A 15,549-nucleotide genomic window follows, 5' to 3' on the forward strand; every position below is an offset into this window, starting at 1 on the left:
CACGTTCCGGCTCTTCACGTTATTGAATGATCGCGTGTACCTGGCAGCTTGTCGATGGTTGCGTTCAGAACGACTCGACAGCCGGTCAAGATACTGTATCGACCCGCTTCATTCACCTATAGCCGGCCAACCTGATCTAAATCTTCAAGGGAATCTCATGGAGCCGTGGCCAGCGGCAGCGCGATCCAGAACAGGGAGCCGACGCCGACCTCCGTCTCGAACCCGATCGTCCCGCGCATGTCCTCGACGCTTTTCCGGACGATGGCGAGTCCGAGCCCCGTTCCGCTGGTTTTGGACGAAAAGTTGGGCTCGAAGATCTTGGCCTGGAGTTCGGGGCTGATGCCGGTGCCGTGATCGCGGACGGTACTGTACGCCACATCGGCCCCGTCTTCGGTGCGCCGGCTCGTGACGACTTCGATCCGGTTCTCGCGGTCGTCCTGCGAGGCTTCGATGGCATTCTTGATGAGATTGATATAGATGCGCCGGAGCTCCTCGCGGTCGCCCATCACCGCCAGCGGGGCCGGATGCAGGGTGAGTTCGATGGATACGCCTTGTTGTTCCTGCATGAGCGCCACGGCTTCCTGGATCACCGCGTTGAGATCCAGCGTCTCGAGGATCTGTTTGGGCATGCGGGCGAAGGTTGAGAATTCGTTGGCGATGCGGGCGAGGGCGTCCACCTGTTCGATGAGGGTGTTGGTGATGCGGTCGAACAGGCTCGCGAACTTGCCGGCATCGCCGGCGTCGGGGCGCGCGTCGCTGTACGCGCGCCGGAGATGCTGCACCGACAGCTTCATCGGCGTGAGCGGATTCTTGATCTCGTGGGCCACCTGCCTCGCCATCTCGCGCCACGCGAGCTGACGCTCCTGCTGGGTCAGCCGGCGCCGGCTCTCGGCGAGCTGCTCCTGCATCTGGTTGAACGTCTGCACCAGTTCGCCAATTTCATCGTCCGTCTCGACGGGCAGCGGCTGCTCGTACCGTCCTCTCGCCACGGCCTCCAGGCCCTCGCGCAGCCGGCCGATCGGGCGCGTCAGCGCGTTCGCCAGGAGACCGGCCGTGAACATCACGACCAGCATGAGCAGCAGCAGCGACCCGAAGAGGTACGCCACCGTGCGGGCCCGCTCTTCCTCGATGCGCTCCTGCTCGGGCAGCGTCGGGACCGAGATCACGAAGCCGGGGCGGCCGTCGCGGTCAGGCAGCGCCCGGTAGCCGGCCATGTAGGAGAAGGTGCCCACCCGCTCGTGCGTGAAGGCGTTGCGGTCGCCCTCGTAAAACAGCCGCTCATACGCCAGCGGCGGCAGCCGGCTGTCGATGAGCCGCTCACGCACCAGCTGTTGCCGGCTGGACGTGTAGAGCGCGTGGCCCCGGTACACGTTCAAATCGAGCCCCACCAGCGACGCGAGCGCGGACACGTTGGTTCGCTCGAGCACGTCCGCCGGCAGCTCGCCGACGTCGGCCTGCTGGGCCAGGGTCTCCTCCACCCTATCCAGCTGCTGCTCGATCCAGCTCTGGATCGCATTTTCGTTCTCCCGATTGATGACCTGGAGTCCCAGGACGCTCACGACGAGCACCGCCGCCATCCCGACCGACAGAAACGCGTTCAGCACCCGGTCCGTGAAGCGCGTCCGTACGGCCTCGAAAGGCCGCCGCCGGCCGCGGACGAGGCGCAGGATGCCGTACACCATCGCCAGCACCAGCAGCGCGGCGAGCGTCATCCGCAACAGATAATAGAGGTGGTCGAAGAAATGCGGTACGGAGGCGCGTACGGCGATGACTTTCTGCGGGCTGGCGATCAGCGGCCCGCCCTGGTCGATGGACCGCCGCGTGTAGTAGGTCAGGAACGAGCGGTCGGCCATCGTTTCCTCGCGCCATACGCTCGCATGGATCCGCAGCGCCCGGACGACCTCGTCATCCAGCCGGAAGCGGCCGAAGACGGTACCCGCATTGCGATACAGCGCCTGGTCCCTGAATTCGGCGATGGAGAAGATGCTCTGTACATCCAGGATGCTCGCCGGCAGCAGCACGCGCGGAAACAGCGCCGCGTCGTCCTGCAACAGGGTTTTGGGTTCGATCCGCACGAGCGTCCACCCGAGCAGGGCCCCGCCGGCCGTGCCGTGGATGGGGGCGAACCCCTCGTACTGCAGGCGCGCCGCGATGCGCCGGCCGGTCATCAACTCGACCATCAGGCTGTCCGGGTCGTCGCGTTCGGCGTAGATGCGGGTCAGGATGCTGAAGTCGTCCTGGTCCACCAGATCGGTGGCCGCGGCGCTCTCCTGGCTCTCGCCCTCGAAATACCGGCCCCGTACGACACCGCTGGTGTCGAATACCGTGAGGCTGACCTCATACGTGCCGAGGTTGGCCAGCGGGGAGCTGACGACGAGTTCGGCGATCGACTCATAGAGCCGGCTCCGCTGGCCCGGCGCGCCGTCGTGCGTCATTTCCTCGACGATGGCCGGCTCCTGCCGCGTCCGGTCCAGCATCTGCTCCACGGCGAAGACGACGCTGGCGTCCCGCTCCGCGTCGAACGTTTCGACGGCCTCGACCATGCGCGTCCGAAGCTGCGTCTCCATGCTCCGGTTGAGCATGAGGTATACGGGCAGGATGAGCACGAGCATGAAGGCCGCCAGGCGACGGGCGTAGCGGGTGGCCGCGCGGCCGCCTCCGCGCCGGGCCGCCAGCCATCCGGCCCCGAGCGTCACGAGCAGAAATCCCAGCGTCGCCGACGGAGGCACCTCCCGGAAGGCGGCAACGAGCCGGTAGGCGCCGGCGGTGAGGGTCACGGCGAGCAGCAGCACGCCGCCCCAGAACAGCCGCGGCGGCGTCGCCGGCCGCGCCACCCGGCCAAAGACCCACCATGCCACGCCGCTGCCGATGACGGCGAGCCCGAGGGCGAGCAGCATCACCGCGCAGAACACAAAGAGCACGAGGCGGTCCGGCAGCAGCCCCGTCCGCGCGAAATAATCCAGCGTGCTGTCGAGCACCGTATGGCGCACGACCTCGCCCTGGATGTGCGCGAGGGCGAGCAGGAAGACGATGAGGACGGCCAGCGCGCCGAGCATGGCCGGCAGCCCGGCCGGTCCGTCCTTTTCGGTCGCCCGGGGCGGCATCCGCCCGACGACATGCCATATCGCGGCGCCCGTGAGCGCCAGAAACACCGCGGACGTGAACAGATCGCCCATGGACTGCATCAGCCCGAAGCCGTAGTCGGATGCGAAATGCGAGGGATCGAACAGGGCGGCGAACGGGGCCTTGCCCCGCTGCCAGCGGGCCGGGACCTCCAGCGCCAGCCACGCCACGCGCGCCGTCCACAAACCGGCCAGAAAAAGCAGGAGCCTGCCGGCAAGCGAACCGGTCGATGCCGGCTCGAAGCCCCACCCGCGCCGCACCCAGAACCAGAGACCGACCAGCGCGACGCCGATGAGCATGGCCACCCAGATGGCCATCAGGTCGGCATACCGCTGGCGGGTGGTTTCCTGGAGCGCCGCCTCGCCGGGGGCTTCGACATAGACGCGCCCCATCTCGTCGCCGCGGATGCTCTGGAGCAGCCGCATGTGCCAGTGGGGCTGGCGCACCACGTCGGGCAGGACGTCGTCGTAGCGCACCTCCACCGGCAGCCGGGTGAGGCGGCGCCAGGTGTCCGCCGGGTTGAAGCTGCGCAGAAACTGATTTTCCACCGGCATCTTCGCGGCGATGAAGCGCACCAGCCGCAGCGCGCCGATCGAGCGGCTCCCGTCGTACACGGGCCACCAGAGCACGAGGGCGCGCCGCAGGCCGGCGTCGTCGACGAGCGTCATCTCGAACGATTCGAGCCGGGCCGCCCGCCCGGGCTGGCGCTCCAGCCGGATGCTCTGCCCCTTCCAGGCCAGCAGTTCTCCGTCGGCCGCATACAGCTCGACGGCGCCCTGCTCGGCGGGGCCGTAGCCGGAGAAATAGTGGAGGAGCCGCTCGACGCCGGCGTCGTCCACCCGTTCGTCATACGCGAGAAGCTGGGCGCGGACCTCGTTGTCGGAAGACAGTCGCCGCGCCTCGGCCACCATGTCGCGCTGCATCCCCATCCAGTCCGCCTCGATCGCCCCGAACGCATCGGCCACGACGGCGGACTGTGCCGCCTCGAGATCGCGCCCGATCGAGGCCAGGCTCCAGGTGCGCGCCACGAACGTCAGCGCCAGCGCCAGCCCGAGCCCGGCGCTCAGCCACGCGAGCCAGCGCAGGGAGCGGCGGTCGGCGGCGGCGGGTGTCTCGACGGTAGCGGTCATGGGCTTGTGTTCTTCCTGGCCGACCGCGCTCAGGAGCGGAGGTGTTCGATGCGGATGCTGCGCACCTGCACCGCGCCGGCGCGCTCACGGAATACCAGCGTCACCCGGTACGGATGGGCGTCACCCCGATTCCAGTAACGCCCCGTGGCCAGCCACGTCCCTTTTTCCTCCACCGTCCGCTGAATGACGAACTGCTCGGGCGGGTGGTCGCGGAAAAAGGCGCGCATGACGTATTCCGTCTGCGCCCGGCTGTACAACGTCTGCACCCCGAAGATGGACACGTCGACGCGGGGCTCCAGGTGGGGCGACAGGGCTTCCGCATTGCCGCGCTGGATGGCTTCCTGCACGTCGTGGATGACCGCGTCGTTGGGAGACTGCGCCGCCGCCGGGAACGACCAGGCCCCCGCCGCCCAGATTACGATCAGCAAGATGCTTCGCGCCAACCCGTTCATGGGCACACCCCGGAGCGCACCGGGCAATCGGGTGTGGGCAAAAAACGTGGAGTGTGGAGCATACGTCACAGGCAGCAGGTACCGCTCGGGCCGCGTTGGCCCGGGCACAATGTAGGCGAAAGATCGCGCTGGTTTTCCAATTCTTCTCCCAGATCCGGTCCAAACCCGCGTTTCAGGGTGAATGCGCCGCGTACGGTCGATTCGTGCGGACCGATTGACCTATCGACGCTTCAACCGCCGGCCCCCACTGTAAGTTTTCCTGGACGATTCGCCGTCTCGACGCTTTTTCCATTTTAGCCGGCCTGCTTTGCTCCGATATCCCCGGTGAAAGCCCCACCCCACGCGCTTTTCACCCGCTGCGCCCGGTAACGGATCGCCGGCGCACTAAATAGCTAGCAGGCATGGTATCATCTTCCAGAACACGCGCAGCTGGTACTGCGACGTGGTTTTTATTGACCGCGCTGCTCTTCTGCCAGTGCGATATCCCCACGGAAGGCCCCGACTTTGAAGTGTCCACCAGCGTACGGGCCCCGCTGCTCCTCGAGAAGACGTTCGTCCTGCTCGGACCGGACGAAGACGGCCACAGTCCGCTCATCGACACGACGGCGGCGGAATTCGATACGCTGTTCTCCGTGAATCCGTCCAACAACGTCCTGCTGATCGAGCAGGAACTCGACGACTTCGAGATCGGCGATCTCAACGATCTCGTCGGCGCGATCGAGCTCGACCCGATCAGCGTGGATGTAGGCATCGGATCGCTGGAAAGCCAGACATTTGACACGGCGCCCTTCGGCTCGCCGATCGGCCTGTTCGTGACGCCGGAAATCGACCTCGGGTCCGCGCCGGTGAACTCGGGCGTGTCGTCCTATCCGATCGGCTCCGTCCTCGTGCCGCCGAGCGTCGAGCTGATCTCGCTCTCCGACGTGACGGTGGAGGCCGTGGCGCTTTCCTCCAACACGAGCGGTGTAAACCAGTTCACCTTCACGCTGACCAACGGGCTGGCTACGGCCACGCTGACCGACGGCAGCGGCGGCGCGCCCGTTCTCGTCCTGGAACGTCCCGACGGCGGTTCCACCCTGGAGATCGCCCGCGTGGCTTTCCCGGGAACGATCGCCGCCGGCGCATCGCGCACGGCGACGATGAGCGTGGCCTCCGCCCTGCTCACGTCCGACACCGTCTATCGCCTCGTGATTGGCACCAACCAGGGCAGCGGCGCCATCGACGCCAACCCGACCGGCGTGCAGATCGCCACGGTCGTCGCCCCGCTCGAATACGCCGACACGCACGTTTCCGGCATCTCGGCCCAGGCCAACATCGACGCGTCCGGCGACGCGATCTCCCTGAACAGTGACGATGCCGACTTCTCGGGCATCCTCGCGGCCGGCGGCGATCTCGTCATCACCCTGGAAAACAGCCTGCCGATCGCGGTGACGCTCACCGACCTCACGGTGCGCAACCTCGGCCCCGTCGGCAACCTGGCGGCGCCGAGCACCATGCTCCAGCTGAGCGACCTGCCGCCCGGCACGGATGTCAACATCCCCGCCGACGGCACCCTGACGCTCACCTTCCCCCTCGCCGGCGCTTCGATCGCCAACCTCATCGACGTCGTCGTCAAGGCGAGCAGCCCGGGCATCGGTTCCAGCGCCATCCTCAGCGACACCGACGGGCTCTTTACCACGGTGACGGGGGTGGTCGCGGTGGATCAGCTGTACTTCACGCCGGATTCCGAGGTGTTTACCAGCAACGGCATCATCGACATCGACGTGGATGACGTCTCGTTCGACACCGGAGAGGACTACGTCGAACTCCAGTCCGGCACCCTGATGATCGCCGAACTGGCGAACGAAATGGATCTGGACTTTGCCCGGCTCGCGTTCAGCCTCCCCGGTTTCCGGGTGGCGCCGTACACGCCGGCGGATTCGCTCGTCATCACCTTCGAGGGCCCGAGCGAAAACCCCAACGGGCGCCGCTACACCGGCCTCAAGCGCGGTACGACGCGGACCAACATCGACGTCGACCTGACCGGCGTCCGCATCTACCCGTCGGACAACCAGACGGTCTACCATGTCTACGGCGTCAGCGACAGCGGTTTGCCGAGCGCCCTGAACATCGCCGACCGCATCCGCGCCTCCATCGCTCCGGAAGGCCTCGAAATCGCTACCGTGAACGCCCTGATGGATCCCATCTCGGTCGCGATGAGCGATGACGTCGACGGCGACGACAAGCTCGACCTGTACAACAACGCCGAGGCCAACGTGATGGACCTGGGCAGCCTGGATTCGGTGCGCGACCTCGCCATCGAAGGCCTCCAGCTGAACGGGACGGAGCTGACGTTCTCGATCGACACGAACATCGGCGCCGACATCATCTTCTACGCCGCCATGGTCGGCATCAAGGATGACGGGACGGAAGTGTACCTGCAAGGCCGCAACGACCTCGCCGTGTCCGCCTCCGACACGATGGCCGCGCAGTTCCTCGTGAACGGGTCGCCCATCGCCGCCTCCAACCTGATCGCCTTCCCGATCCCCGGCACGCCCGACGCGTCGGAGACCGTCACGCGGACCGTTCGCATCAACAGCGAGAACTCGAACCTGGACGCTTTCCTGAGCAGCCTGCCGAAAGAGATGCGGTACGTGGGCAAGGGCATCGTCAAGGGCATGAACGGGCAGCGCGTGCAGCTTCAGAAGCCGTTCGTGCTCAACGCCGGCCTGAATGCCGGCATCCCGGTCAGCCTCGCCGGCGACGCCACCTACGCCGACGTGTTCGAGATCGACCTGTCGGACCTCGACGAGCTGACGGATCCGGACAACGACGTCCAGATCAATGGCGCGTCGCTCATCATCACGTACGAAAACGGCATCCCGCTCGGCATCGAGGCCTCCCTCGAAGTCCTCGACGGATCGGATCTCTCGCTGACGACCCTGCCGGAACTCGACGCCGAGGCCTGGTCGCTCGTGGCCGCGAAGTCCGACAACACGGGCTTTGCCACGGATGCCACGGCGGGCACGCTCGAATTCACGATCACCGAGGAGCAGCTCCGCACGATGAGTGCGGGCCGGAAAGCCCGGCTGCGGCTCACGCTCCGCACCAACGAAGGCCAGCCGGCCACGCTCCGCGCCAGCGACACGCTGAAGTTCAGCGTCCAGGGCCGGTTCGACCTCAACGTTCCCGTGAGCTTCGACTGACGGACCGCCCGTCGGTCCACGGTCCATCGTTCCATCTTCCCCTGTCCACGACTATGAAGCGTATTTTCTCCAGCATCTTTCTGGTCGCTGTCCTGGCGGTTTCGTTTACGACGAAGCCCGCCCAGGCCCAGCTCGACCTTCGGGGCGCCGCGACGCTCAGCACGGGAGGCGGCGGCGCCGCCTACGTCCGCGATACGGACGCCCTGTTCCTCAACCCGGGCAACCTGCTGCTCGACGACCGCGGCAGCCGGGTGGTGGTCACCCTCGGCGCGCTCCAGGCGTACGGCGGCGGGAGCCTGTTGCAGTTCAATCATTACACCAACAACTTCACGGGCGGCAACCTGATCGCGCCGGCGGATGTGGATGTGATGCTCGACGACTGGTTCGGCTCCAACCGCAAGGCCCACATGCGGCAGGTAGGCGTCGCCACCGATGTCGTGCCGCTGGCCTTCATGTTCCGCACGCGGCACAACTGGGCGGCCGGCATGGCGGTCCGGTCCCGCACGTTCAACCAGGTCGGCGTCAGCCGCGGCCTGTTCGAGCTGCTCCTCGAAGGAACGGACCAGACGGCCCAGCTGCCCGTCAACGTCGACGCCCAGTCGATGGCGATCACGGAGATCTCGGTGGCCTACAGCCGGCTGCTGCCGCGCTACCGGTTCCACTTCGGCATCGCGCCGAAGCTGGTCCTCGGCCACCACTACGCCCGCGGCTGGCTCGGCTCCAAACTGAACCTCGATGACGACGCCATCTCGCATCAGCTCAGCTATGTCACGCGAATCGCCGGCCCCCTGGCGAGCGACGCCGCCGACGCGTTCACGCTGTTCGAAGACTCCGGCTTCCTGTCCGACGCCGCGGCGCCCGATTTCGGGGACCCCACCTCGTTCATCGCCGGCAAGGGCTTCGGGTTCGATCTGGGCATCACCAACGAATTCAACAACGACCTCTATTTCGCCTTCAGCTTCACCGACCTCGGGTTCGTCCGGTGGACGCAGAACGCCGACGCCGTGGTCTCGGGGACGCATGAGTTCCAGTTCGGCGGCCTCGACGTGGATCTGGACCGGCTGAACGACGAATTCGACGGCGACCTCGGCGCCTACGCCGAAGACGTGCTCACGGAACTGGTCGAAGGCGCCTACGACACCTACGAGCGCTGGCCGGGCGCGTTCACCACGTCGCTCCCGACGGCCATGCACGCCGGCGTGTCCTGGCACCGGATGGGCGGCCGGCTCATCCTGAACGGCGGCAGCTCCATGGCGCTGAACACCGAGGCCGGCAACATGTCGCGCGTGCCGAGCCTGCATGCCGGCGTGTCCTTCAGCCCCGGCCGGCGGTATTCGCTGCCCCTGCGCACCGGCGTCCGTGTCGGCGGCGGCGGCGCGATGACCCTCGGCTTCGGCTTCGGCATCCTGACGCCCGTCTACGACATCAACATCGGCCTCGCCGCCACCCCCCGCTCCGACCTCGTCGGCGGCGGCGCCCGCTACATGCTGGCCGTGTCGGTGGCGAATATTCGGATTTGAGGGGTTTAGGGTTCGAGGTTCAAGGTTCAAGGTGTAAATGGAGACCGATCTCCCTTGAACCTTATGCCTTGAACCTCGAACATCGAACCTTGAACCTCGAACCGTATGCCTTGAACGCCTGATCGCGCCAGCGATCAGGCAAAATGCACCTGCGTCACCCCCGGGCCGCCGTCGTCCCAGGAGGCGTCTTCGTAGCGGGTGACTTCGGGCGTCTGGTTGAGGTATTCGTGGATCGCGGCGCGCAGGGCGCCGGTGCCTTTTCCGTGCAGGATCTCGACGCGGTTCAGGTTGGCGGCGATGGCTTCGTCGATAAAGCGGGACGTCTCGGCGAGGGCTTCGTCGACGCGACGCCCGCGCAGGTCGATGCGTTGGCGAGCGCGAACGGCGCTCATCTGCATGGGATCCGCAGCGACGTGGCGGACGGTGACCTGCTGCCGGCGGGGGCCGGCCACCTTGGTCAGCCGCTTCAAATCCACCCGGAGGTGCATCGATCCGGCCATGATGACGGCCTGCTTGCCGTCGATCTCCAGCAGATCGGCCGTGGTGTTTCCGCCGTCGAGCACGACCTGATCGCCCACGGTCAGCGGGCCGGCGGCTTCCTGCGCGGGAGACGGCTTCGGGCGCGGCGGCCGGCGCTTCTTCACCTGCTGCTTCTGCACCTGGACAGTCTCCTTGAGCGCATCGAGCTCGGCGCGCACCTGACGGGTGACGTCGCGCGCGGCCTGGCTCTCCTTGATCTCGCGGATCGTCCGTTCCACCTGGGCATTCGCCTTCTGGATCACCTGCTCCGCCGCCTCGAGGGCCTGCTCCTTGATGACCTCTTTCTGGTCCTGCAGGCGCTGGTGGAGCTGCCGGTATTTCGCCTCCTCGGCGCGCGCCAGCCCGGCGGCCGCCTCGGCATCGCGTAGCTGGTGCTCGAGCGACACGGTCCGGCGTTCGAGCGTGTTGATCAGGTCTTCCAGGTTCGTTTTTTCGCGACCGACGAGGTCGCGCGCCCGCTCGAGCACGTCCACATCGAGCCCGCGCCGCTCCGCGATCGAAAACGCGTACGACGATCCGGGGATGCCGGCCTGGAAAACGTACGTCGGCTCCAGCGTTTCCTGATCGAACTGCATCGACCCGTTTTCGACGCCGGGCGTTTCATGCGCGAAGGCCTTCAGCGAGCCGTGATGGGTGGTGGCGATGGTGCGCGCCTGCTTCCGGGTGAGCGTTTCCAGGACCGCCTGCGCCAGCGCCCCGCCCTCCGCCGGATCCGTCCCCGTCCCCGCCTCATCGATCAGGATCAGTGTCGAAGCGCCGGCGTGCTGCAGCATGTGGTGCAGGTTGGCGATGTGCGAGCTGAAGGTGGACAGGTCGTCCTCGATCGACTGGCCGTCGCCGATGTCCACGAACAGGTTTGAGAAGAGGGCGAACCGCGTCGAGGGGTGCGCCGGCAGCGGCATCCCGTAGGCGATCATCAGCGCAAAGAGGCCGACGGTCTTGAGCGCGACGGTTTTCCCGCCGGCGTTGGGCCCGGTGATAAGCAGCGTGTTGAACGCCTCGCCGAGTTGCAGATTCAGTGGGATGACCTCGCGCGCCGCCTCCTGCGGTCCGGGCTGGGCAAAACGCAGCGCCAGGACCGGGTTGCGCCCGCCTCGGATGTCGACCACGCCGGCCGTGTTCAGTTCAGGGACGGAGGCATCCATCGCCCGGGCGAGCCGCGCGCGCGCCTGGATCGTGTCGAACGCGGCGAGTTCGCCGAGGCCGGCGCGCAGGGGCGCCTGGTGTTCCCGAAGCAGGTCGGTCGCTTCCTGCAGGATCCGGATGATCTCGCGCCGCTCCTCCGCTTCGAGCGACCGCACGTCGTTGTTCAGGTCGAGGCAGTCCGCCGGCTCGATGTACACCGTCTGCCCCGTGGCCGAGACGTCGTGCACGAACCCGTCGATCTTGCGTTTGGCTTCGACGCGGACCGGGATCACCATGCGCCCGCCCCGGATCGTCGGCTGCTCTTCGGTCGAATACCCCTGCCCGATCGCCTTGCGGAGTGCCTGCTGCATCGCCTCGCGCAGCTGCGCCTGCCGGCGGGCGAGGCGGTCGCGGATGCGGCGCAGCTCCGGCGACGCGTGCTCGCGGATCCGCCCCTCGTCGTCGACGATCTCGCGCAGCCGCTGCTCCACCTGGGGCAGGGCGCAGAGGGCCTCGGCTTCGCGCGCCAGCATGGGGTATTTGTCCTTCCGCTGGATGAAGTACTGCCGCACGAGCCGCATGACCGAGAGGACGCGCCAGACGTCGAGCAGCGTTTCGGGTTCGAGGTAGGCGCCGGCGGGGCCGATCTGCTGGAGCCCTTCCCGCACGTCGGGCACGGCGTCGAACGGAATGCGGTCGTCGTACCGGAGCGCGTCCAGGTATTCGGCGACCCGCGCGAGCGCGTTCCGCGTGGCCTCCTCCCCGCGCAGCGGGCGCATGGCGGCGAGGCGGTCGGCGCCGGCCGAACTCATCGCGTGTTCGATGAGTCGGTCGCGGAGGACGTCGAAACCGAGCGCCGACTCCAGACTGGCGGGGTAAAGAACCATGGGATGTTATTCGATGATCGCGTGATCGCCCACGTTGATCCGTTTCGGCCGATCGATGACGCGGGCGTTCTGCCCCACCAGCGAGTTCGCCAGGACCGCATTCTCCACCCGCGCGTGCGCGAAGATGATGCTGTCCCGGATCACGGCGCCCGACACTTCGGAGCCTTCCTCGATGGAGACGTACGGCCCGATCACCGAATTCACGACGCGTGCGCCGGGTCCGACGAATACCGGATCGTGGATGATGCTGTTGTTGATGGATCCGAGATGGAGCGCGTCGGATTCCTTCGAGAGGATGGTCTTCGTCGTTTCCATCAAGGCGTCGATGGTGCCGCAGTCGAGCCATTCGGACACCGTGGCGGTTTTGAAGACGGCCCCCTGCTTGAGGAGCTTGTCGAACGCGTCGGTGAGGTAAAATTCGCCCGTGGGGCCCCGCTCGTCGTTGCGTACCATCGAATCGACCGCATCGCGCAGCATTTCGAGGCGCGCGACATAATAGATGCCGATGAGCGCCTCGTTGGATATCAGGTCGTCCGGCTTTTCGACGAACGCCTTGATGCGGTCGCCATCGCGGACGGCCACGCCAAACCGGCTGGGGTCGTCGACATGCTTGACCCAGGCGACGACATCCGCGTCGGAAAGGTTGATGCCGGGCTTCATGTCGAATAATGTGTCCGCAAATACGACAATCCCCTCGCCGCTCAGGTTATCGCCGGCGCAGTAGACAGCATGCGCCGTCCCCTGTGCTTTTTCCTGGACAGCGAAGCGGGCTTCCATCCCGCGCTCCTTGCAGATCGCACGCAATTGTTCGCGCACATTTTCGCCAAAGTCGGGGCCCAGGATAAACACGGCGGCGTCGATATGCTGGGGCAGAACCCGGGAGAAGGTGTCGATGATACGTTCGACCATGCTCTTGCCGCAGACGGCGAGCAGCGGCTTGGGCGTGACCAGTGAATGCGGCCGCACGCGGGTGCCCCGCCCGGCCATCGGAATAATCAATTTCATAGAGTAGAAGCGAATTTGAGGGGATTTGCCGGATAGAAATGTCGCTTATACGCGGCTCGGTGTAATGGGCTTCCGGTTTGATTTTTTTAACAGATGGTTAGTTAGATCGATGGGGGATGGGGGGGTTCGGGATGCAGGATGCAGGATGCGGGATGCAGGATGCGGGATGCAGGATGCGGGATGCAGGATGCGGGATGCAGGATGCGGGATGGGGGATGACGGTTTAAAAAGAGGTTTCTCGAGTAAAATCCTGCATCCTGCATCCCCGATCGTTTCACCATGCCCCGCCACAGCGCTTATTTAAGGATTTCCCAAAAATTGTCTATCCCCCTGTTGGCCCGGATCCCTGGCCGTTCGTTACCTTGCGTGTTCACTGCGCGTGTTTCTGAGCGCCCGGGGCGGCATTTCGTACGCTACCGTCGCGTGCGGCAGATTGGCACCATCCTTGAAAGATGCCACGCCGCATACGGGTACGGCCCTATTCGCGGCCGAAATCCATACACTTGCACGGAATGATCACTATGAAAACCAACCACGCCATGTATAAAGCTTTTTTTGTCGTCATCGCCGCGTCGCTCACCCTGATGGGGTGCGCGAACATGAACAAGACCGGTAAGGGTGCGGCCATCGGCGCCGGCGCCGGCGCCGCGGTCGGTGCGATCATCGGCAAGGCCACGGGCAAAACCGCGACCGGAGCCATCGTGGGCGCTGCGGTTGGCGGCACGGCCGGCGCCATCATCGGGCGTCAGATGGACAAACAGGCCGAGGAGCTCGAGGAAGAACTCGAGGGCGCCAAGGTCGAACGCGTGGGAGAAGGCATCCAGATCACCTTCGATTCCGCCATCCTGTTCGAATTCGGCAAGGCGGATCTCTCGGCCCAGGCCAAGACGAACCTCGACAACCTGGCCCAGAGCCTGAAGGAGTATCCGAACACGGAGATCCTCATCGCCGGCCACACCGACAGCGTCGGCTCCGAAGAGTTCAACCAGAAGCTCTCCGAAACGCGCGCCAACTCGGCCGCCTCGTACCTCCTGCAGGCCGGCATCACGTCGGACCGCATGAGCGTCATCGGCCACGGCGAAACGCAGCCGGTCGCCTCGAACGACACGGACATGGGCCGCGCCCAGAACCGCCGCGTCGAAGTGGCCATCTACGCCTCCGAGGAATACCGCCAGGAACTGGAGACGCAGGGCAATCAGTAATCCAGGGCAACCTATTGCTGGCCTGACTGTCTATAGAAGACCGCCCCGGAGTCATTCGGGGCGGTCTTCGTGCGTACTGGGGGGGCGTACTGGGGGCCTCGTCGAGGTCCTTTTCTCCCGGCTCGGGACGAATCTTGATGTAAAGCTGTAGCTTGCGTACCTTGCGTATTCGCACCCCGCGCCGGCTCGCCCGATCGCCTCTGCATACCACCCTGCATGCGGACCTCGCGTGTCAGTTATCGATAGGGCGTTGTATGCAAAAGTATACAATGCGTCATCGCAAACGGCATCGCGCAGTCGCCATCGATCGGCCCGGTTTGGGAGCGAAAGCCTTGAAATCTCCCTTGCAGGGCCCAAAACACAGACCTTGCTGTGTTTCCTGACCATGCGATCCGGCGTTTGGGCCGGTCCTTGCAGGACACCATGCAAACAGTGTCACCGAACGCTAACCTGACAATATCGACGTCACCGTTCACCTAACCCTAGTTTCCATGGCTATGAGTTCGACGTACAGTGCCCTGTTGCACACCACACGATTCGTTGCAAGCGCCATCTTGATTGCTTTCTTCGCGTTTTCCCCTGCTTTCGGTCAGGATACCGAAACGCGCGTGAAGGAAGGTCAGGAGTACAAGATGAAATACAACGAAGCCCTGGAAGCGGCAAAGGCCAAGCAATACGACAAGGCTTATGCGGCTTTCGAATCGACGATTCCGCTGGCGCAGGCCGCCGGCGACGCAGAAGTCGTTTCCAAATCCAGCAAGGTGCTCGCCCAGCTCGATAACTCGCGCGGCGTTCAGTCCTTCAAACAGGAGAAATACGAAGAGTCCCTCGCACACCATCAGAAGGGTATCGAGCACGACAACAGCTACGTGCCGAACCACTACGGCAAGGCCAAGGCGCTCGAGAAAATGGGTCGGATGGAAGAAGCGCTGCCCCTGCTGCAGGCGGTTATGGGCATGGACGACCGCAAGTCGGCCTCCGCGGCGGAAAACACGATTCGCGGGCACTACATCTACGTAGCATCTTCCAGCCTGAGCGGCGGCAGCGGCACGCCGTCCCGCAACGACGCGCAGAAAGCCCTGGATGCGCTCGACGAGATGGAACTCTACGTGGAAGCCGACGCCGACGCGTTCTACTACCGCGCCGAGGCCCTCAAGACGATGGGCGACTATGCGAAATCGATCGAAGCCGCCAACAAGGCGCTCGAACTGCACAAGGGCAGCAAGAGCGACAAGGCCAAGATCTACTTCGTACAGGGTGAGTCGCTGATGTTCGCCGGCTCCAACTCGGAAGCCCGCGCCGCCTTCGAGAACGCCGCGTTCGGCAGCTACAAACCCCTCGCCGAGCACTACATCGAGGAACTGAAGTCGCTCAACTGAT

At 65.4% G+C, this 15,549-nt stretch carries 8 protein-coding genes; 4 read left to right on the forward strand and 4 right to left on the reverse strand.

The annotated features are described in order from the left end of the window. Nucleotides 1-155 precede the first annotated feature (155 nt). On the reverse strand, nt 156-4,253 hold the full coding sequence (locus R2834_05205; protein ID MEZ4699705.1) for an ATP-binding protein: 4,098 nt from the start codon (nt 4,251-4,253) through the stop codon (nt 156-158). A 29-nt stretch (nt 4,254-4,282) separates the two neighbouring features. After that, on the reverse strand, nt 4,283-4,681 hold the full coding sequence (locus R2834_05210; protein MEZ4699706.1) for a DUF4783 domain-containing protein: 399 nt from the start codon (nt 4,679-4,681) through the stop codon (nt 4,283-4,285). A 476-nt stretch (nt 4,682-5,157) separates the two neighbouring features. Here R2834_05210 and R2834_05215 point away from each other — a divergent pair, with 476 nt between their 5' ends. Together R2834_05215 and R2834_05220 are read left to right on the forward strand one after the other, a co-directional pair. Beyond that, entirely contained in the window at nt 5,158-7,890 is a 2,733-nt protein-coding gene (locus R2834_05215) for a hypothetical protein (GenBank protein ID MEZ4699707.1), read from the forward strand. A 53-nt stretch (nt 7,891-7,943) separates the two neighbouring features. Then, entirely contained in the window at nt 7,944-9,410 is a 1,467-nt protein-coding gene (locus R2834_05220; protein MEZ4699708.1) for a DUF5723 family protein, read from the forward strand. 134 nt (nt 9,411-9,544) lie between these two features. On the opposite strand, the gene R2834_05225 is transcribed toward R2834_05220, so the two are convergent. Both R2834_05225 and R2834_05230 read right to left on the reverse strand, forming a co-directional pair. Next, nucleotides 9,545-11,962 carry an endonuclease MutS2 gene (locus tag R2834_05225; protein MEZ4699709.1) on the reverse strand — a complete coding sequence of 806 codons (2,418 nt, stop codon included), beginning with the start codon at nt 11,960-11,962 and terminating at the stop codon, nt 9,545-9,547. A gap of 6 nt (nt 11,963-11,968) precedes the next feature. After that, the gene (locus R2834_05230; protein MEZ4699710.1) at nt 11,969-12,967 is read right to left on the reverse strand and encodes a sugar phosphate nucleotidyltransferase; all 999 of its coding nucleotides are present in this window, start codon (nt 12,965-12,967) and stop codon (nt 11,969-11,971) included. Nucleotides 12,968-13,506: 539 nt separating this feature from the next. Between R2834_05230 and R2834_05235 the strand changes: the two genes are divergently transcribed. After that, complete coding sequence (locus tag R2834_05235) at nt 13,507-14,169, forward strand: OmpA family protein (protein MEZ4699711.1); 663 nt, start codon at nt 13,507-13,509, stop codon at nt 14,167-14,169. Between the two features lie 608 nt (nt 14,170-14,777). Further along, the gene (locus R2834_05240) at nt 14,778-15,548 is read left to right on the forward strand and encodes a hypothetical protein (protein MEZ4699712.1); all 771 of its coding nucleotides are present in this window, start codon (nt 14,778-14,780) and stop codon (nt 15,546-15,548) included. Nucleotide 15,549 lies beyond the last annotated feature (1 nt).

It is taken from the genome of Rhodothermales bacterium, assembly GCA_041391505.1.
Lineage (GTDB): Bacteria > Bacteroidota > Rhodothermia > Rhodothermales > JAHQVL01 > JAWKNW01.